The organism is Spirosoma radiotolerans, assembly GCF_000974425.1.
In the GTDB taxonomy this organism is placed as follows: Bacteria; Bacteroidota; Bacteroidia; order Cytophagales; family Spirosomataceae; genus Spirosoma; species Spirosoma radiotolerans.
On the sequence record NZ_CP010429.1, the window covers coordinates 3,348,616 to 3,367,561 of the forward strand.

An 18,946-nucleotide genomic window follows, 5' to 3' on the forward strand; every position below is an offset into this window, starting at 1 on the left:
CAGGGTTGTAACGAATTTGGGCAACCCTGCTGTTTACCAGATACCCTAGCTCGCTAAACATGCCTGAACTCAAGAAAATTGACCGGCTTCCACAAATCGTCTATTCCTGCTATTTCACCAGAAGTCGGGAAGGCGAACAATTCGTACCCGAACATATTTTTAGCTACCAGATTGCCGGTACGCTTACCATGAACGATGGCCATAATGATTACACGTTTAGGGAAGGCGATTTCCGGTTCAGCCGACGCAATCAGCTGATTAAATTCGTTAAGCAACCACCCGCCGATGGTGAATTCAAGGCGCTGTCTATTTATCTGGATCAGGAAACGTTACGTAAGTTCAGCCTGGACTATGGCTACACCGCGGAGCCACATCAGGAAGGGAATCCCATTTTGGAATTGACACCTAATGCGCTGTATAAAAGTTACATGGACTCCCTGTTGCCTTATTTGCAGGCCGAACAGCCCATTAACGAAAACCTTCAGGCGCTAAAGTTGAACGAAGCGATCTTGATTCTGCTCCAGGCAAATCCGGGATTAAAAGATATTCTATTCGATTTTTCGGAACCGGGCAAACTAGATCTGGAAGGCTTCATGAATAAAAACTTTCACTTCAACGTAGAATTGAAGCGATTTGCTTATTTGACAGGCCGAAGCCTGGCCACATTCAAGCGGGATTTTGAAAAGATTTTTCACAGCACTCCCAGCCGGTGGATCCAGCAACGCAGGCTCCAGGAAGCCTATTATCTGATTAAAGAAAAAGGCAAAGCACCTTCCGATGTGTATCTGGAACTCGGTTTTGAAGATCTCTCCCATTTCTCCTTCGCCTTTAAAAAGACGTACGGCCTTTCACCCTCGAAAATCTAGGCTGGGTTTTGGGTAAACCTTATCCTGTATGGCTGTGAAGCGGATTAACTATGCGCTTTTTTATCCGCTACCACACGCAGGCAAAGGCATTTTCTTTTCGGCAACGTTGACAGGAATAAAAGCCGTCAGAAACGAGCAAAAAGCGAACGCTGCGAATTACCTTCGTCGGTGGATAGCTGGTTCGTCTACTTTTCGATAGGGAGAGTCAGCTACTTATCATAATCTGACAACCTTTACCCAATGAAACACAGTGCATTACCCATGTGGGTGCTGGTGCCCCTGCTCGCGCTATCAACGATGGTAGCCTGCCACCGGCAACTTTCCACCTCAACAACCTATTACCCACCCAAAGGCGACAACTGGGCTCACCTTGCTCCCGAAAAAGCAGGCATGGATAAAGCCTTACTCGATGAAGCCGTGGCCTTCGCCAAAACGCAGGAAACAACCCAAATGGCACCCGACTTCTCGACCCAGGAAGAGATTTTCGGTAAGCTCCTCGGCCCCATGCCAACCAGCCGGGCGGCAACCAATGGCATCGTGTTGCGGCATGGGTATATCGTGGCCGAGTGGGGCGATACTCAACGCCCGGACCCAACGTACAGCGTCGCCAAGAGTGTCTTGTCGACGGTGACAGGCATTACCATTGAGCGGGGCATGATTCCCAATGTTCACGATCCGGTGGCCAACCTGATCCACGATGGCGGCTATGAATCGGCCCAAAATAAAGGCATTACCTGGGAGAATCATCTTCAGCAAACCAGCGAATGGGAAGGATCGCTTTGGGGAAAGAACAGTGACTTTGTCGGGAAAGAAGCGTTTGGGAAAGGCGAACGCAAACCTCGCACGCTTCAAAAGCCCGGCGCTTATTATGAGTACAATGATGTTCGTATCAATCGGATGGCCCTTTCGCTGCTCCGGTTATGGAAAAAACCACTGCCCGAGGTGGTGCGCGACGAGATCATGAACCCAATTGGCGCGTCGGATAGCTGGCAGTACATTCCTTATCCTAATGCGATGGCCGATGTTGATGGCAAGTCGATGCCGTCGGTGAGTGGCGGAACCCGCTGGGGCGGTGGCCTGCGCATCAGCGCCCGCGACGAAGCCCGTTTCGGGTATCTTTTTCTGCGGCAGGGGCGCTGGCAAAACCGCCAGATTGTCTCCGCCGATTGGGTAAAGCAGGCAACAACGCCCAGTCCGGTTGGGCCCGACTATGGTTACCTGTGGTGGCTAAACACAGGCACTAGCTCTACGGGCAAGAAAGCCTGGCCCGACGCCCCCGCCAGCAGTTATGCAGCCCTTGGCGCAGGCTCAAATACGGTATGGGTCGATCCCGAACATGACATCGTGATCGTATGGCGCTGGCATAACGGTAGCCCAAATGAGCTGATCAAGCGGGTGCTGGCAGCTGTAAAAAAGTAATGAAAAGTTGGAATGATGTTTGCCTATATTTCGGGGAAGACCACCCTACCGTTTCACCCTCCGCTAACTATTTATGAAGGTATTTCACTTTACCCTACTCCTGTGGCTGATAAGCGTTGGACCGGGATTTTCCCAGTCCATTTACCAGGGTACCAAACCCGAAGCATTGGTTACGACAGCGTCCGAAAAAGCCTTTCTGGCGGAGTTCAATACAAAATTTAAACCTGATTTTGACGCAACCAGCCAATACGCCAAACTCAAGACCACTGGTCTGGACGCATGGGAAATGAGCCTTTTCGACGCTCGTAAAGCCCAGTCTACGTTCTATAAAAGTTATCCTCAGGCTGATCAGTTTTCGAAACCATTTCAGCAATACATTAACGCCTGTATCCGTTGGAACTACTGGCATTTGCTGTTGGCCTATCCCATACTTCGGGGTGATAGCCAAACCGCCCAGCCGAATGTGATGTCGCTGCCATCGGTCATGGTCGACGATTTAGCCACCCTCTCTGTGAACGATGAAACGGCGCTTCCGGCCGAACCGTATCAGAATTTTCTATTTTTCTACGTCACGTATTTCAATTCAAAAGCCCGCAATTTCGCAAAATATACTCCGACGGATATTCAGACCAGCCTGACCGACAAAGCTACGTTTGCCCGCCAGCACCTGACGGCGAACGTTTACCAGTATGCGCTGGCGCGGGTGCTGGTCGAAAACTGTGATAGAGTCCCCCCGTCGTCTGTTCGGACTGTATTCGATATGCTCAGTAAAACCCCAAACGCTGCGGGTTATATTGCTGCGGTGAAAGCTCGTTGCGGTGAGGTGATGGCCCGTAAGGACGAGCCGGTCGCGGCAGCATCCAAGAAGAAAGCGATCGATCCCAATGCGTTCTCTTTTACGAATGAGAAAGGGGAATTAGTTGCACTCGATGCGTTTAAAGGGAAAGTCGTTTACCTTGACGTGTGGGCGAGCTGGTGTGGTCCCTGCCGGGCCGAATTTCCGTTTTCCAAGCAACTTCAGGAACGCCTGACCAAGAAGCAAAAAGAGCAGACCGTGTTTCTTTACCTATCTATCGACGACACCGAAGACGTGTGGAAAAAGGCCTTGAATAGCCTCCAGTTGTCTGGCGAACAGGGTTTGTCAAAAGGCGGCTGGAAGTCGCGCACCGTGCAGTATTTTGGTATTCAGAGTATCCCGCGCTACATCCTGATCAACAAAAATGGGCAGATCATTGATGCCAATGCTAAACGCCCCAGCCAGACTGATGCCATCCTGGAGGACATTCTTAAATTGATTGCCGAATAGCTAGACGTGGCGTTGATGTTAATTTATACCGGCCCTGTGTTTGATCGGATCTCCCGTGTCTGTAAGGACACAGACACGGGAGAATCACCCAGGCACGGATGAATCACTCAAACACAGGACGTAGAGATACTGAAAGTAATTCTCTGACTTTGCCGGACCGATAACGTTCTATGAGTATAACTGCAAATAGAGTTCCTCCACTTGTTTTCGTGCCCAGTCTGTTTTGCGCAGGAACGTCAGGCTCGATTTGATGCTGGGGTTATTCATAAAACAGTTGATCCTGATCTTCTGCCCCAAGGTCGCCCATCCATAATGAGCCACCAACTCGGTTAGTATTCTTTCAAGTGTTTTGCCGTGCAGCGGATTATTGGGCTGTGCATTCATGATGCAAAAAACGGAATAATGCGGATTACCTGTATTTTCAATTCACCTTTGTTCTTAAAATTGGGGAGCTAACTCAAAAAATCCATCTTGCATTCATTAAGCAATAGCCTGACAATGAGCCCTTCAACCTAATGATACAAGCACTTTCAGTTACCGTCTCTGTGACATATTAAAAAAAAAGGACGTCTAAATGACTAATACCTGACACGTCTTTTTACCTGGTTACATCTTATTTAACATCGCCATAACATTGACCGAAGTTTTTAGTTGTTTCTATATAATTTGGCAAAAGATTTGTCTTACGAAAAAGACTAAAGCCAAAAGATTTTCTTAAGAATACTCAGCGTGCATACTATCTTTGACAGCTTTGAGCACGCACTACTCACAACACTCACCGTAGAAGTTGATATTTACTGACTCATATGCCTACTGCTGAACGCGAACGTATCTACGAACGAGCCGATAATAAAGGCTGGAAGAAATGGGGGCCTTATCTTTCCGATCGTGCCTGGGGAACTGTCCGGGAAGATTATAGCCCGTACGGGGATGCCTGGAACTTCGTCAGCCATGACATGGCCCGCTCCCGCGCTTACCGTTGGGGCGAAGAGGGCATTGGTGGCATTTCCGACAACAAAGGGCATATTTGCTTTGCGCTGGCATTCTGGAACCACAAAGATAATATCCTTAAAGAGCGGCTTTTTGGTTTGAACGGCCCCGAAGGCAATCATGGCGAAGACGTGAAGGAACTGTACTATTATTTAGATAGCACACCCACGCACTCGTACATGAAAATGCTGTATAAGTATCCACAGCAGGAGTTCCCCTACAATCGTCTGGTCATTGAATCGACACGAAGAGGGCGGCAGGAACCTGAGTTTGAACTTACAGATACCGGCATTTTTGATCAGGATGAATATTTTGACATATTCATCGAATATGCAAAAGATACGCAGAACGACTGGCTGGTGAAAATTACGGCATACAACCGTTCAGCCGGAGAGGCTCCACTCACGCTGCTGCCGACCATCTGGTTTCGCAATACCTGGTCGTGGGGCTATGAGCAATACAATGCGCGACCTATGTTGCATGGCATTGCCAATAATCAGATTGAAGTGAATCACAAGCAGTTGGGTAAATATAAACTCTACTGCGAAGAGGCCGACGCCTTACTATTCTGCGACAACGATACCAATTCCGAGCGGTTGTATGGGCGACCAAATGTGTCGAAATACACCAAAGATGGCATTAACAACTATGTTGTATCGGGTGGCAAAAAATCATTTATTAATCCCAACCAGATTGGTACTAAAGCCTCGGCCCAATACACCCGCAACGTACCCGCTGGCGAGAGCATAAGTATCCGGTTGCGGTTCAGCGATCAGACAACACTTACGCAGCCATTCGCTGACTTCAACGACATCTGGAACAAACGGGTCGATGAAGCGAATGCCTTTTACGCCGACTTACAAAAGAACGTCACCGACCCCGAATTGCTGGCTATTCAGCGGCAAGCCTACGCGGGCATGCTCTGGAGCAAGCAGTTCTACTATTACAACGTAAATGAGTGGCTGAAGGGTGACCCAAAAATGCCCGTTCCGTTTCAGGGGCGCGTCTACGCGCGAAATGAAAATTGGCGGCATATGTACACAGCCAATATCCTGTCCATGCCCGACAAATGGGAGTATCCCTGGTTTGCGGCCTGGGATCTGGCCTTCCATACCCTGACGCTGGCCCGCCTTGACCCTCACTTTGCCAAGCGGCAACTGGCCGTTATTCTGCGCGAGTATTACATGCATCCGAATGGCCAGATTCCGGCTTATGAGTGGAATTTCAGCGATGTCAACCCACCGGTTCACGCCTGGGCGACCTGGAAGGTCTATGAGATTGATAAAGAACATAACGGTGTCGGCGACGTAAACTTCCTGGAGCGGGTATTTCATAAGCTGCTGCTAAACTTTACCTGGTGGGTCAACCGGAAAGACGTATCGGGCAACAATATTTTTGGCGGTGGCTTCCTGGGTTTGGATAACATTGGGGTATTTGACCGGAGCCAGCCCCTGCCTATGGGCGGACGCATAGAACAGGCCGATGGGACTGGATGGATGGCCATGTATACCCTGAACATGCTGCGGATTGCGTGTGAAATTTCCCTTACCCGCCCCTCCTACCAGGACATGGCCAGTAAGTTTTTCGAGCACTTCCTGCACATTGCCTCAGCCATGAACAATCTGGGCAAACAGAATATCAGCTTATGGGACGAAGTTGATCAGTTCTATTATGACGTGCTCCACATGCCTGATCATAATGCCCGCCTGCTGAAAATCCGGTCGATGGTGGGTTTAATTCCCTTGTTCGCGGTCGAAATTCTGGATGAATCATTGCTGTCGCAACTACCTGATTTCAAACGCCGGGTTGAATGGGTGCTCACGAACCGCCCCGATCTGGCCTCGCTGGTGTCGCGCTGGCACGAACCGGGTAAGGGCGAAACGCACCTGCTAAGCCTGCTACGGGGACACCGGATGAAGATGATCCTGAAACGGATGTTCGATGAAACCGAATTTCTGTCCGATTACGGTATTCGGGCGTTGTCGAAATACCACGAAAAAATGCCGTACCAGTTTGAGCTGAACAGCGAAATTTTTCAGGTGCGTTATGTAGCGGCCGAGTCGGAAATGAGCATGTTTGGTGGAAATTCAAACTGGCGCGGCCCGATCTGGTTCCCGGTCAATTTCCTGCTTATCGACTCCCTGCTGAAGTTTTATCAGTATTACGGGGATGATTTCGAAATCGAGTACCCCACGAATTCGGGACACGTAATGAGTGTGAAGCAGGCGACACTGCTGGTCATCGAGCGGCTGCTCAACATCTTCCGACGTGACGAATCAGGTCGGGTAGCGGCCTTCGGTGCCGATAAAAAGATGCAGGACGACCCGAACTTTCAGGGCCTGTATCTCTTCTATGAGTACTTCAACGGCGACAATGGTATGGGATTAGGCGCTAACCACCAAACCGGCTGGACAGGGCTGGTGGCTGACCTGATCGAGTACCTCTACAAATACCAGACTCAACCGCATGAGCTGGCCGTGGTGGCCGATAAATAACGCAGAAAGCCGGACGTCGAGTCCGGCTTTTTGTTTACTAGGGTCTTCAGTTCATACCCCTATACGACCTAAATCTGGATACAACAATACGTAGTTTGGCTACTGTTTCGGTTCTGGCCTCCCTGACCTTTGTTCCAGAAAATAAAAACAGAAAGACAAGGTATGAACACGCTTCAAAAAACGAATTTAGGCTCTCAGGGACTCGTGGTGCCCGCCATTGGGTTAGGGTGTATGGGTATGACGCAGATCGCCGGTAACGATGTGTACGGCAAAGCCGATGAAACGGAATCCATCGCCACCATTCACCGATCGCTGGAATTAGGCGGCAACTTCCTCGATACAGCCGATTTATATGGCCCACTGCAAAACGAACGGTTAATCGCTAAAGCCATCAGAGGAAACCGGGACAAGTACATTATTGCCACAAAGTTTGGTTTCGAGATTGACGATAACGAACAACTCACCTGGCAGTACAATGGCAAACCCGACTATGTAAAAAAAGCTGTTGACCGCTCGCTCAGAAACCTGGGCACCGACTACATCGACCTGTATTACCTGCACCGTCTGGACCCAAACACGCCCATTGAAGACACCGTTGGGGCTATGGCCGACCTGGTGAAAGAGGGAAAAGTAGGCTACATAGGGCTTTCCGAAGTTTCTTCGGCCACCATACGGAAAGCACACCAGGTTCATCCGTTATCGGCTATTCAAACCGAGTACTCGCTGTTTGAACGAAGTGTTGAAGAGGCCGGGATTCTGGATACACTTCAGGAACTGGGTATCGGTTTTGTTGCTTATTCACCGCTAGGACGAGGCTTTATTTCGGGCGAAAATAGGATTAAAAGTCCGGACGATTTCCCGGCGAATGATTTCAGACGGGGCATTCCCCGCTTTCAGGGCGAATTCTTTTACAAGAATATTGAGTTAGTCAACGAATTGACCCGGTTAGCTACCGAAAAACGGGTGACTACTTCTCAGTTAGCCATCGCCTGGGTGATTGCCAAAGGCCATCTGCCAATTCCCGGCACAAAACGGGTCAAGTACGTAGAACAAAACATCGCAGCAGCCAATATCAGCTTAACATCCGAAGAGCTGGACCAACTGGAAGCCATTGTTCCCCTGGGAACATCGACGGGCGAACGATATGACGCATCAGGTATGCAATCAATTGACCAATAAACTGGTTACGTAACATGGACCTCTGGTCCGCCTGGCTGAGTGCTGGGTAAACATGCCAGCTATTACTGCGACTGTGCGATCCGCGTTACTTTCATTCAATGAGAAAAGAACCGATTCAACCCTACGTTATTAATTCAGTTTCCGATTTGCATCGCCTACTGGCCTTACCAAAACCGGAGCATCCGCTGCTGAGCGTCATTGATATGAGTGATATAAAATGCCATTTCGATGAAACTATCAAGAGCGTTATCTACAACTTCTATTCGGTCTGTATCAAAAAGAACTTCACCGGGAAGTTAAAGTACGGGCAGAATTATTATGATTTCGATGAAGGCGTCATGACTTTTTTTTCACCCGGACAGGTCATCTCAACGGTTACGCCCGAGGATATGGCTATGAACGGGTGGTGGCTGGTTGTCCATCCCGATTTTATCCAGTCGTATGCGTTAGCTAAAAATATTAAAGAGTACGGTTATTTCAGCTACGCCGTCAATGAAGCGTTGCACCTTTCGGACAAAGAAGAGGCTATGATGACGATGCTCATTGAACAGATCGAACAGGAATACCGCTCCACAATCGATCACTACAGCCAGGATGTGATTGTGTCGCAAATTGAGCTGTTACTCAATTATGCTAACCGCTTTTATAACCGGCAGTTCATTACCAGAAAAAACGCCAGCCATGATTTGCTGACCAGGCTGGAAGGCATCTTATCCGACTATTTTGACCACGAGCAGGTGCAGGAACTGGGCCTTCCGACGGTTCAGTACCTGGCGGATAAACTGAATGTGTCGCCCACTTATTTGAGTGATCTATTAAGAAAGCTAACGGGACAAAGCGCGCAGCAGCATATTCATAACAAGTTGATTGACAAAGCAAAACAGATCTTGACGACTACTTCGCTGTCGGTCAGTGAAATTGCCTACCAACTCGGTTTTGAATACCCGCAATCCTTCAATAAGCTATTCAAGAGCAAGACCAACGTATCTCCACTCGAATTCAGGCAATCATTTAATTAACGATAGCCAATAACAAAAACGGGAAGCCTAATGACCAGGCTTCCCGTTTTTATTGACACATACTGACTACAGAATTAATCCGCTCCGGCGTAGCATCGCTTTGGGTGATGGCTCGCGCCCACGGAATTTCTTATAGAGCTCCATCGGCTTTTCGCTACCGCCTTTTTCCAAGACGTTTTTACGGAAGCTGTCGGCAGCCGCTTTATTGTCCAGACCGCCTTTTTCTTTGAAAAACTCAAAGGCATCAGCATCAAGCACTTCGCTCCATTTATAGCTATAATACCCCGCCGAATAACCACCCGCAAAAATGTGCGAGAAAGCCGGGCTAACGGCGATTCCATCGACATGCGGGAACAGATTAGCGACGGAATCGACCCGGCTCTCAACTTGAGAAATGGTCTCACCGGTCGGTTTCTGGCCGTGATAATACATATCGACCAAACCCAGGCGTAACTGACGCAGATTGGCCATACCCGCCATGAAATTCTGACTGGCGCGAATTTTTTCGATCAGTTCATTTGGAATCACTTCACCCGTTTGGTAATGCTTGGCGAAGAGTTTCAGCGCTTCGGGGTCATAGCACCAGTTTTCCATCACCTGCGAAGGCAACTCCACGAAATCGCGGGGCACACTCGTACCGCTCAGACTCTCGTACTTTCCGTTGGCCAGCATGCCATGCAGCCCATGCCCGAATTCGTGGAAAAGCGTCGTGACTTCGTAGAAAGTCAATAACGAAGGCTTGGTATCCGTAGGGCGGGTGAAGTTACAGACGTTGATGATGTGCGGTCGAATATTCTCGCCATTCTCAACTTTCTGACCCTGAATGTCATTCATCCAGGCACCACTCCGCTTACCGGCCCGTGGGAAATAATCGCCATAAAAAACAGCCAGAAACTTGCCATCTTTATCGAACACATCAAAGGTTTTCACCTCTGAATTATACACCGGAATATCCGTGCGTTCCTTAAAGGTTACGCCGTACAGTTTGTTGGCTACAGTAAAGACACCGTTCAGCACGTTTTCGAGTTTGAAATACGGCTTCAGGGTTTCGTCATCAAGATCGTACTTCTCCTTCTTGAGCTTCTCGGCATAGTAGCTGTTATCCCAGGTCTGAAGTTTGTCATCCGTAAACCCGTGGGCTTTCGCATAAGTCGTCAGCTCGGCCAGTTGGCGTTCGGCGGCAGGGCGGGCATAGGTCACCAGTTCATTGAGGAAACTCTGCACCTTATCTCTGGAGCCAGCCATGCTTTCTTCCAGCACAAAATCGGCGTGGGTTTTATAGCCCAGCAGATTAGCCCGCTCATAGCGCAGGTTGACAATCTTGTTGATAATGGCTGAGTTATCGTTTTTGTCGCCGTGGAAACCGCGACCGTTGTAGGCCATGAACAGCTTTTTGCGCAGTTCCCGGTTATCGGCATACTGCATAAACGGCCCATAACTTGGTGCCTGCAACGTGAATACCCAGCCTTCTTTACCTTTCTGCTTAGCCGTCGCTTTAGCAGCATCACGGGCAAAATCAGGTAAACCAGCAAGGTCCTTTTCATCCGTCACGACCATCGTGTACTCGTTGGTTTCATTCAGGACATTTTCGCCAAATTGCAGCGATAGTTGCGACAGCTCCTTGTCGATAGCCCGCAGCCGTTCTTTTCCTTTTTCGTTCAGGTTAGCGCCATTCCGGGCAAACCGTTTGTACGACTTTTCGAGCAGCATCGCACTTTCGGGGTCTAACTTCAGGCTGGCACGCTGGTCATATACCGCTTTCACTCGGGCAAATAACTTCTCATTCAGCGTAATATCATTGCCGTATTCACTTAACAACGGCGATGCTTCTTTCACAATTTTCTGAAGTTCGGGCGTTGTTTCGGCACTGTTTAAATTGAAAAGTACGGAGGTTACTTTACCCAGCAGATCACCCGAGCGTTCGAGCGCAACGATGGTGTTTTCGAACGTTGGCGTGGCGGTATTGGCAACAATGGCATCAACATCTTTACGTCCCTGCGCCAGGCCGTCTTTCAGGGCAGGCAGGTAATCCGCATTTTTGATTTTGTCGAACGGCGCCGTTTGGTGCGGTGTTGTGTACGACGAAAGAAATGGATTTTGGGTCATTTTGGGTTGTTGGGGCGAGGGCTGGGCCAAAGCCGCTGTGGCGGCTACAGCCAGCAACACGCTGGTTTGCTTGATTCGTTGATGGTTTAACATACTGGTTTACGAAATGAGTTTCCGCCTAAAATAAGAAACAACGACAGATTTTGCAACGCAATGTTGCTCAAACGGTTGTAGTTTATGGTGAGTGGAAAAGCACAAAAAACGGCCGGCCAATCTGGCCGACCGTTTCCAACTCTCCCTTCTTCAATCAATAGCCATAGGGTCCATTATCTGTTCCGCGGCTATCTCAATAGCGGCTATCTCCATAGCCACCATTACCGTAGCCGCCGTTACCCCGCCCACGTCCTGCCATGCGTTCATAAGGCCGCATGCGTTCGATGACCCGGTCGCGTTGTTGGGTGTTGAGGACGGCCATCATGTCGAAAAACTGACGTTGCCGCGCCTGCCGGAAGAAATCACGCTGACGGGGATCACGACTATTTATGTTCTGCGTCTGCTGCGTAAAGCGCTCCCGAATCCGGCGAATTTCACGCTCCTGCCGCCGGCTCAGATTCAACTCACGATCCCACCAATCGAGGTGCCTATCGAATTGATAGTCGTCATAGTCGTAGTTGTAATTCGGCTGGCCATAGCCGGGTTGCTGGCTGTACCCCGGTTGCGCGGGGTAATTCGTGTTCGGCGACGGATACCCGTACCGTTGCGCCATGGCACCGGTCGAGAGTAAGGCAATGAGGGTTGCGGCAGTCAGCAATACTTTTTTCATGGTCGTGTACTGTTTCAGGTTGTATTTGTCGGTTTGAACAAGACGCCACCAAATGGTTTAATTTATTCTTTAAATAAATATAAAGTGTAGGCCAAAAAGGGAAATTATAGGATTTTATTAAAAAACTTAAAGTGGTGATTTGTATCTTGGTTACCGATTGTTTACCCAACCAGTCATCTTTCTAAATTTTTCCCTGTGGTTATCTACAACGCCAAAGATTGGCTGGGTGCCCTACGCCATTTTCAAACCAGCTATGTGATCCAGGTGCTCCTTCGCCGTGTGGCTTTCGTGGCCGCCTATGGTTCATTGATTACGCTGATTGACCAGAATTGGATTGATATTGAGGTACCAATAGACGGGACCTTTTTTTCGCTGCTGGGTATTCTCCTGAGTTTGCTGCTTGTGTTCAGAACCAACACGGCTTACGACCGATTTTGGGAAGGGCGCCGACAATGGGGCATGCTGGTCAACTACAGCCGCAACATGGCGGTGCTGCTGGATTCGCTTCTACCGGACGACGATCGTGCCAACCGACTTTTCTTCGCCCGTACGCTGGCTAATTTCGCCCTGATTCTGAAAGGGCACTTACGAACCGGTATCTCGGTTGATGAACTGGAAGAAACGGAAGCAGGTGATCGGGAAACCCTACTACAAGCCAAACATGTGCCGAGCCGGACGGCTGCCCTGTTGATGCGCCGTCTACAGGCGCTGAAACGCGAACACGTTATCAGCGAGGGCGATATGATCACCATGCGGTCGTATCACCAGGCGCTGCTTGATATTACGGGTTCCTGCGAACGGATCAAAAACACCCCGATTCCCTTCTCTTACAGCTTTTTCATCAAACTATTCATCACCCTTTACTTGCTGCTCATGCCACTTGTTCTGGTTGAAACCTATCAGTATTTCACCATTGTAGCGATTACATTTGCGGGTTATGCGCTGCTGGGTGTGGAAATGATTGGCGACGAGATAGAAGAACCGTTTGGGATCGATTGCAATGACCTACCCCTTAATCAAATCGCCCAGACCATCCGCCGGAACATGCACGAAACCCTGACTGGTGAGGTGTTAGCGGTGCCGCCAGCACAGGTTGAGTATCAGAAAGTGAACTGAGTTCAATACTTATATTCCGCTAATGGGGCCTGGTCTTCCTGTTTGACAATTTGTTCGTATTTCGCCCGGTCAAATTCACCTTCGTTGTTGGCGATGAAGATGGTGGCGACCGTATTGCCAATAATGTTTGTAATGGAACGGGCTTCGGACATAAATCGGTCGACACCCAGCAGTAAGGCCAGCCCCTCCACTGGAATTACTTTGATGGCAGTCAGCGTACTGGCCAGCACGATAAAACCACTACCCGTTACGCCCGCGGCCCCTTTCGATGTAACCATCAGGATGCCGATGATGGTCAGTTCCTGCCCAAGGCTCAGGTTAACCCCAAAAACCTGTGCCAGAAATACCGTTGCCATCACCAGGTAAATGGTTGTGCCGTCGAGGTTAAACGAATAGCCAGCCGGAACCACTAACCCTACCACCGACCGGGAGCAACCCATCGTTTCCAGCTTGTCCATAATCTGGGGCAGGGCCGACTCCGACGACGAAGTACCCAGCACGATCAGCAACTCTTCTTTAATGAACTTCAGTACAGTCCATAAACTGACTTTGTAATACCGAAGAATCAGATTCAGTATAACGAATACAAACAGGAACATGGACGCATACACCGTTCCCATAAGTTTGGCCAGCGGCAACAATGTGCTTAAGCCATACTTGCCAATAGTAAAGGCCATGCCGCCAAAAGCGCCAATGGGAGCCAGCACCATCACCACACTCAGAATATTAAAAAATACCTTGGACAACCGCTCGAAAGTAAGAATAAGCGGTTTGCCCGTTTCTCCCATACGGGTAAGGCCAACACCAAAAAGGACCGAAAAAACAAGCACCTGCAGAATTTCACCCTCGGCAAATGCCTTAATGGCGTTACTGGGCACAATGTGAATGAAGAACTCAGTCCAGTCCATACCCGCCCCCTGTTCGGTGTATTTGCTGATGTCTCCTCCTTTAACGGCCGCCGTTTCTACCCCATCGCCGGGACGAATCAGATTCGCCAGTACCAGTCCAATGGCCAGTGCGCCCGTTGTCACGATTTCGAAATAAAGCAACGCCTTTCCCCCTACCCGGCCAACCTTCTTGAGATCGCCCATGTTACTGATTCCCAACACAATGGTTAGGAAAATAATGGGTGCGATAACCATCTTGATCAAATTGATGAAGATATCGCCCAGTGGTTTGAGTTTAGCGGCTGTTTCGGGAAAGAAATAGCCAGTCAAAATACCCAGCGTTATGGCTATCAGAACGCGTACGGTGAGGTTATTGAGAAGTTTCATTGGGTGAAAGATACGCTGAAAATGGAAAATGTATACTGGGCTGGGGCGTCATATCCAGTATAAATCCTGCCTCGGGCTCATATCGTGTGCAATTTCAACACCTGCTGCTTTATCTCATGAATGCGATCATTGAAGTTCAGGTTTAGAAAATCGATGTTCGGGACAAGGATTGCTTCAAGTAATTGCTTCACCGGTTCATGGTGCGGAATGCGTTTGCCGGTGGCAACGCTAATGTATTTTGACGTCATCCAGAGTACGTTTTTGAGGTGGGTTTTACCATCGTCGGTCATAATGTACTCTGTCACAGTCGTATCTTCATTCACATAAATAAGCCTCGACAAGATCCGTACCCACTCACTCACCCGCGCGGGCCGAACATAGGCAATTTGATGCTGGTAGACGACCCAGCTCGTTTTCAGTTCCTGAAACAACTGTCCTGGATTAAAGTCATATAGCTTAGCCACCTGGTCTTCCCGAGCGTTGAAATAATAGTCGAAATACTTGGCATTATTGAGGTGCTGCAACGGATCACAGTCCTGAAAGCGAATAATTACCCGCGATTCGGTTTCGGTTGGGTAACTACGGTTGGGGTCACGTTTGAACATTTTCTGAACCAGGATTGGTCTGCTTTTAGTGATTTGTCTGATTTTCGAAACGGCTATCTGTCCATGGGCTCTTGAATTGTATTCACTAACACCGACGAGCCAGCAGACGATTCTGAACAATGTTAAACAAAAATCATAGAAATCATTTCAATTGCGAAAATCCGGTAGGGCCGCCGGGCGGTTCAGACAATTTTCAGCCATATTTACGTTAGTACAAAAAAATCACTGTTTACTTACAATCACTGCCTTATGAAACGGATGCGTTTTCTGCTGCCTGTATTCTCGCTATTTATTACGCTGACTGCTTTTGCTCCCGCTGATGACTCCGAAGCCGTTGTTGGGACCTGGTTAAATGGCACTAAAAAAGGGCATGTACAAATCTATAAACAGGGAGGCACCTATTTCGGGAAACTTGTGTGGTTGGGTCAGCCCACCGACCCAGCTACCGGGAAGCCCAGAACCGACGAGAAAAACGCTGATGTGTCGAAGCGATCACGCCCATTAATGAATATGCCATTAATGTATAACTTTAAGTACGACGGGGGCAATGTCTGGAGTGATGGAAAAATTTACAACCCGGAAGATGGCAAGGAATACAACTGCAAAATGACCCTAAAAGACCCCAATACGCTGGAAGTTCGTGGTTATGTAGGCATCTCGCTGTTTGGAAAAACCCAGATATGGACGCGGATTAAGTAGCGTTGATGGGTATACGGCAGTTGATTTACGGTTAGTGGTTGCGCATCCGTAGCCTGTGTCCTCACGGGCCACTCTTCTTGGGAGAAGTGATTGCTGATGCGAAGGTGGCTTGTGAGGACACAGGCCACGGATGCGCAACCACTAACCGTAAACTGTAAATCCCAAACCGTAAACCACTAACCATATACCAACTACCGTATACCCCATGCAGACACTCATCATTGGTGCGGGACCGGCTGGGCTGGCGATGGCGGGCCAGTTAGCGCAACGCAAGTTGCCGGTTACGGTGCTGGAAGCCAGTGACCACATTGGCCTGTCCTGGCGAAATCATTACGACCGGCTCCACCTGCACACCGTGAAAGAATACTCCGCGTTACCCCATTTCCCTTTTCCATCCGACTATCCAACCTATGTGTCACGTCTTCAAGTAGTTGATTACCTCGAACGTTACGCGGAACGCTTTGCCATAAAGCCCCTTTTTAACCAAAAAGTAATTGGCATTCGGCGCCACTCAGCCGATGAAAGCTGGCAGGTCCAAACCGAAACTGACCTTTTCACCGCCGATGCGGTTGTGGTAGCCACGGGCTACAACCGGATTCCCAACTTACCTGAACTACCCGGTCAGCGCGACTTTCGGGGTATTATCTGGCACAGCCATGAATACCGAAATGGAGCGCCTTTTCGCTACGAAAATACCTTGATTGTTGGCATGGGAAACACGGGTGCCGAGCTGGCCCTCGATTTACTGGAGAATGAATCAATCCCCTTTATTTCAGTTAGGGGCCCGGTTAACATTGTTAAGCGAGAAACACTTGGCCGCCCGACGCAGCCTACCGCCATTTTTTTGAGCAAGTTCCCAAATTGGTTTTATGACTTCATGGCCAGACTATCACAGCGGCTAACGGTGGGCGACGTGTCGGCTTTTGGCCTGGGCAAACCAACACATCCCCCTCTTACGATACGCGACGGGGCAAGATTCCGGTCATCGACATTGGCACCCTCGACCAAATTAAGGCCGGAAAAATTACGGTTCTTCCAGGGGTTGAGCGCATTCATGCCAAAACGGTCACCTTTACCGATGGACGGGAGCTTCCATTCGATGCCATAATTCTGGCAACCGGCTACCGACCGGGGCTGGCAGCTGTTCTTGGAACCGACCTAGCCGCTACCGTTCTAAATGAGCGAGGTTTCCCCAAAGGACTTTGGTTTAGCGAGCCTAATCTGAAAGGACTGTATTTTCTGGGTTTTACAACGCCAGCCACCGGTGTGCTGTATAACCTGAGCATAGACTCAAATCGGATTGCCAATCACATTTTAGAAAACAATTTCGTCCCGTCATAGTTCTATTTAGGTAATCAGAGTGATTACGGATCATTCAACGTTATAAACACTACAATCATGAACGAGACAACCATCAAAGGCGGCTGGAACGAATTGAAAGGGAAAATCAAACAAGCCTATGGCGATTTGACCGACGATGACCTAACCTATACGGAAGGCCAGGAAGATGAAATGTGGGGCAAGGTTCAGCAGAAGACAGGAAAAACGAAAGACGAAATTCATAAGGCAATCGCTGATTTATAAGCGGCCTATCCAGAAATGAAGAAAGCCGAAACCCTAGGGTTTCGGCTTTCTTCATATTTAGGTGTCCCAAACAGCCTTTGGCTGTTCGAGGAAAAGACTCACGTTAATAGCCTGCTCGTAAACAGTCAGCGGCTGTTCGGGACGAAAACCCATTAAATTCCAGGCTCCCAGCCTTTTTCGTACTGGCGAGTCCAGAGTTTCATCGCATCGGCATCGCGGATGTGGCCGTTTTTAGAATCAACCGCAAAAGATTTGTTGGTACGGTAAGCAATGTTCGCTAAATGACAGAGCAGCGTACTTCTGGCTCCTTCCTCAATCGTTGAATTCTGTTTGGCTTTGCCCCGAACGGCGTCGAAGAAATTCATCATGTGGAGCGTCGTCATATCGCCACCGCCCCCTAGCGCCGTACCCGACTCAGACCCTTTGGATTTACTTGTTTTAATTACCTTGCCATCGCGGCTGAAGAGCGTATAGCCGTCGCGATCCACATAAACGGTGCCATTGCTCCCGTAAATGATGGTGCCTCGGTCGCTGCCGTAGGTTTTATGCCCGTTACGGCTTTTTCCATCCCATTTGATGATCTTATTGCCGGGAAACCGGAAGGTTGCGTCCATTGTATCATATACAGCCCAGCCATCTTCTGGAAATGACCGTTTCGCGGCTTCCACCGTGACGTATTCAGGAAATTCTACCTGCAGCGCCCAGCGAGCTACATCCAGTTCGTGGGTCGCATTGTTACCCGCTTCGGCGGTGCCATATGTCCAGCCGTACCAGTGCCAGTTGTAATCCCAGGTGTCGTGGGTGTATGGTACGCGGGGGGCTGGCCCCTGAAACAAGTCCCAGTCGAGACCGTCGGGAGCCGGTGCTTTTTTAGGAGCCGGAACTTCACCACGGGCATTGGCATAAAAGGCCACCGCTTTGTAAGGCGTTCCGATCACACCATTGTGAATCTGGCCAATGATATCAATGGATTCCGGCGCAGAGCGTTGCTGATTCCCCATCTGGATAATTTTGCCGTATTTTTTCTGGAACTCAACCAGAATTTCGCCCTCGCGGGGATTATGGCTACAGGGCTTTTCCACGTACACGTGTTTCCCCGCCAGCACGGCCATCCAGGTACCCGGCGCATGCCAATGGTCGGGGGTCGCGTTGATCAGCACATCCACATTCTTATCGGCAATCACCTTCCGGATATCGTTTTCCAGCTTGGGCGTGTAGGTGATGTGCTTGGAGAATTTTTGCACCGCGGCCTCGCGCTGTTTTTTCATTACGTCGCACAGATATACCAGCTCGACGTTGCTTTCTTTTTTGGAAATTGGCTCATAGTAAGCCGGTAGGCGCCGACCAAGTCCGGCAATGGCGACATTCAGCCGTTCGTTTGCTCCAATAATTTTAGCGTAGCTTTTAGCCGACATCCCATTTGCCAGCCCGCCAACGGTCAGGCCTGCGGTACCTAAAGCCGCTGTTTTGATAAATTCTCTTCTTGAGGTTTCCATTGTATTCAGGTTAATAATAGAGTTCGCCA

At 49.3% G+C, this 18,946-nt stretch carries 16 protein-coding genes; 10 read left to right on the plus strand and 6 right to left on the minus strand.

Annotation, left to right across the window (positions count from 1 at the left end; genetic code table 11):
- Positions 1 to 59 precede the first annotated feature (59 nt).
- The 3 genes from SD10_RS13590 (at position 60) to SD10_RS13600 (ending at position 3,591) form a co-directional block, all read left to right on the plus strand.
- Positions 60 to 866, plus strand: a complete 807-nt coding sequence (locus SD10_RS13590; protein WP_046574301.1) for a helix-turn-helix domain-containing protein — start codon at positions 60 to 62, stop codon at positions 864 to 866.
- 240 nt (positions 867 to 1,106) lie between these two features.
- Positions 1,107 to 2,285, plus strand: coding sequence for a serine hydrolase domain-containing protein (locus SD10_RS13595; RefSeq protein WP_046574306.1), 1,179 nt, complete (start codon positions 1,107 to 1,109; stop codon positions 2,283 to 2,285).
- 73 nt (positions 2,286 to 2,358) lie between these two features.
- Entirely contained in the window at positions 2,359 to 3,591 is a 1,233-nt protein-coding gene (locus SD10_RS13600) for a TlpA family protein disulfide reductase (RefSeq protein ID WP_046574308.1), read from the plus strand.
- A 168-nt stretch (positions 3,592 to 3,759) separates the two neighbouring features.
- Here the strand turns inward: SD10_RS13600 and SD10_RS13605 are convergent, their stop codons facing one another.
- Complete coding sequence (locus SD10_RS13605) at positions 3,760 to 3,975, minus strand: VF530 family protein (RefSeq protein WP_046574309.1); 216 nt, start codon at positions 3,973 to 3,975, stop codon at positions 3,760 to 3,762.
- Between the two features lie 422 nt (positions 3,976 to 4,397).
- Between SD10_RS13605 and SD10_RS13610 the strand changes: the two genes are divergently transcribed.
- The 3 genes from SD10_RS13610 to SD10_RS13620 all read left to right on the plus strand — a co-directional run bounded on the left by SD10_RS13610 (position 4,398) and on the right by SD10_RS13620 (position 9,274).
- A complete protein-coding gene (locus SD10_RS13610) occupies positions 4,398 to 7,076 on the plus strand; it encodes an MGH1-like glycoside hydrolase domain-containing protein (RefSeq protein WP_046574310.1) in 2,679 nt (892 codons plus the stop codon).
- A gap of 162 nt (positions 7,077 to 7,238) precedes the next feature.
- On the plus strand, positions 7,239 to 8,255 hold the full coding sequence (locus SD10_RS13615) for an aldo/keto reductase (protein ID WP_046574311.1): 1,017 nt from the start codon (positions 7,239 to 7,241) through the stop codon (positions 8,253 to 8,255).
- A gap of 98 nt (positions 8,256 to 8,353) precedes the next feature.
- Positions 8,354 to 9,274: a helix-turn-helix domain-containing protein gene (locus SD10_RS13620; protein WP_046574313.1), complete on the plus strand. Its 921-nt coding sequence runs from the start codon at positions 8,354 to 8,356 to the stop codon at positions 9,272 to 9,274.
- A gap of 66 nt (positions 9,275 to 9,340) precedes the next feature.
- Here SD10_RS13620 and SD10_RS13625 read toward each other — a convergent pair whose 3' ends face one another.
- Together SD10_RS13625 and SD10_RS13630 are read right to left on the minus strand one after the other, a co-directional pair.
- Positions 9,341 to 11,473 carry a M3 family metallopeptidase gene (locus SD10_RS13625; protein WP_082111595.1) on the minus strand — a complete coding sequence of 711 codons (2,133 nt, stop codon included), beginning with the start codon at positions 11,471 to 11,473 and terminating at the stop codon, positions 9,341 to 9,343.
- Positions 11,474 to 11,666: 193 nt separating this feature from the next.
- The gene (locus SD10_RS13630; RefSeq protein ID WP_046574314.1) at positions 11,667 to 12,143 is read right to left on the minus strand and encodes a hypothetical protein; all 477 of its coding nucleotides are present in this window, start codon (positions 12,141 to 12,143) and stop codon (positions 11,667 to 11,669) included.
- 195 nt (positions 12,144 to 12,338) lie between these two features.
- Between SD10_RS13630 and SD10_RS13635 the strand changes: the two genes are divergently transcribed.
- Complete coding sequence (locus tag SD10_RS13635; RefSeq protein WP_046574316.1) at positions 12,339 to 13,259, plus strand: bestrophin family protein; 921 nt, start codon at positions 12,339 to 12,341, stop codon at positions 13,257 to 13,259.
- A 2-nt stretch (positions 13,260 to 13,261) separates the two neighbouring features.
- Here the strand turns inward: SD10_RS13635 and SD10_RS13640 are convergent, their stop codons facing one another.
- Positions 13,262 to 14,533, minus strand: coding sequence for a dicarboxylate/amino acid:cation symporter (locus SD10_RS13640; RefSeq protein WP_046574318.1), 1,272 nt, complete (start codon positions 14,531 to 14,533; stop codon positions 13,262 to 13,264).
- Between the two features lie 77 nt (positions 14,534 to 14,610).
- Complete coding sequence (locus SD10_RS13645; protein ID WP_046574319.1) at positions 14,611 to 15,138, minus strand: acyl-CoA thioesterase; 528 nt, start codon at positions 15,136 to 15,138, stop codon at positions 14,611 to 14,613.
- A 249-nt stretch (positions 15,139 to 15,387) separates the two neighbouring features.
- Between SD10_RS13645 and SD10_RS13650 the strand changes: the two genes are divergently transcribed.
- From SD10_RS13650 to SD10_RS13660, 3 genes are all read left to right on the plus strand, one after another.
- The gene (locus SD10_RS13650; RefSeq protein WP_046574321.1) at positions 15,388 to 15,837 is read left to right on the plus strand and encodes a DUF2147 domain-containing protein; all 450 of its coding nucleotides are present in this window, start codon (positions 15,388 to 15,390) and stop codon (positions 15,835 to 15,837) included.
- A 205-nt stretch (positions 15,838 to 16,042) separates the two neighbouring features.
- Positions 16,043 to 16,945, plus strand: a complete 903-nt coding sequence (locus tag SD10_RS13655) for a flavin-containing monooxygenase (RefSeq protein ID WP_316933140.1) — start codon at positions 16,043 to 16,045, stop codon at positions 16,943 to 16,945.
- Between the two features lie 290 nt (positions 16,946 to 17,235).
- A complete protein-coding gene (locus SD10_RS13660; RefSeq protein ID WP_046574322.1) occupies positions 17,236 to 17,421 on the plus strand; it encodes a CsbD family protein in 186 nt (61 codons plus the stop codon).
- A gap of 152 nt (positions 17,422 to 17,573) precedes the next feature.
- Here SD10_RS13660 and SD10_RS13665 read toward each other — a convergent pair whose 3' ends face one another.
- Positions 17,574 to 18,917, minus strand: a complete 1,344-nt coding sequence (locus SD10_RS13665) for a Gfo/Idh/MocA family protein (protein ID WP_046579505.1) — start codon at positions 18,915 to 18,917, stop codon at positions 17,574 to 17,576.
- Positions 18,918 to 18,946: the final 29 nt, after the last annotated feature.

What these genes read in the sequence shown, in the direction of transcription:
- SD10_RS13625 (WP_082111595.1), bottom strand. Translation starts at nt 11,473, where the DNA reads ATGTTAAACCATCAACGAATCAAGCAAACCAGCGTGTTGCTGGCTGTA.
- SD10_RS13615 (WP_046574311.1), top strand. Translation starts at nt 7,239, where the DNA reads ATGAACACGCTTCAAAAAACGAATTTAGGCTCTCAGGGACTCGTGGTG.
- SD10_RS13610 (WP_046574310.1), top strand. Translation starts at nt 4,398, where the DNA reads ATGCCTACTGCTGAACGCGAACGTATCTACGAACGAGCCGATAATAAA.
- SD10_RS13605 (WP_046574309.1), bottom strand. Translation starts at nt 3,975, where the DNA reads ATGAATGCACAGCCCAATAATCCGCTGCACGGCAAAACACTTGAAAGA.
- SD10_RS13640 (WP_046574318.1), bottom strand. Translation starts at nt 14,533, where the DNA reads ATGAAACTTCTCAATAACCTCACCGTACGCGTTCTGATAGCCATAACG.
- SD10_RS13595 (WP_046574306.1), top strand. Translation starts at nt 1,107, where the DNA reads ATGAAACACAGTGCATTACCCATGTGGGTGCTGGTGCCCCTGCTCGCG.
- SD10_RS13590 (WP_046574301.1), top strand. Translation starts at nt 60, where the DNA reads ATGCCTGAACTCAAGAAAATTGACCGGCTTCCACAAATCGTCTATTCC.
- SD10_RS13650 (WP_046574321.1), top strand. Translation starts at nt 15,388, where the DNA reads ATGAAACGGATGCGTTTTCTGCTGCCTGTATTCTCGCTATTTATTACG.
- SD10_RS13655 (WP_316933140.1), top strand. Translation starts at nt 16,043, where the DNA reads ATGCAGACACTCATCATTGGTGCGGGACCGGCTGGGCTGGCGATGGCG.
- SD10_RS13620 (WP_046574313.1), top strand. Translation starts at nt 8,354, where the DNA reads ATGAGAAAAGAACCGATTCAACCCTACGTTATTAATTCAGTTTCCGAT.
- SD10_RS13665 (WP_046579505.1), bottom strand. Translation starts at nt 18,917, where the DNA reads ATGGAAACCTCAAGAAGAGAATTTATCAAAACAGCGGCTTTAGGTACC.
- SD10_RS13600 (WP_046574308.1), top strand. Translation starts at nt 2,359, where the DNA reads ATGAAGGTATTTCACTTTACCCTACTCCTGTGGCTGATAAGCGTTGGA.
- SD10_RS13645 (WP_046574319.1), bottom strand. Translation starts at nt 15,138, where the DNA reads ATGTTCAAACGTGACCCCAACCGTAGTTACCCAACCGAAACCGAATCG.
- SD10_RS13630 (WP_046574314.1), bottom strand. Translation starts at nt 12,143, where the DNA reads ATGAAAAAAGTATTGCTGACTGCCGCAACCCTCATTGCCTTACTCTCG.
- SD10_RS13660 (WP_046574322.1), top strand. Translation starts at nt 17,236, where the DNA reads ATGAACGAGACAACCATCAAAGGCGGCTGGAACGAATTGAAAGGGAAA.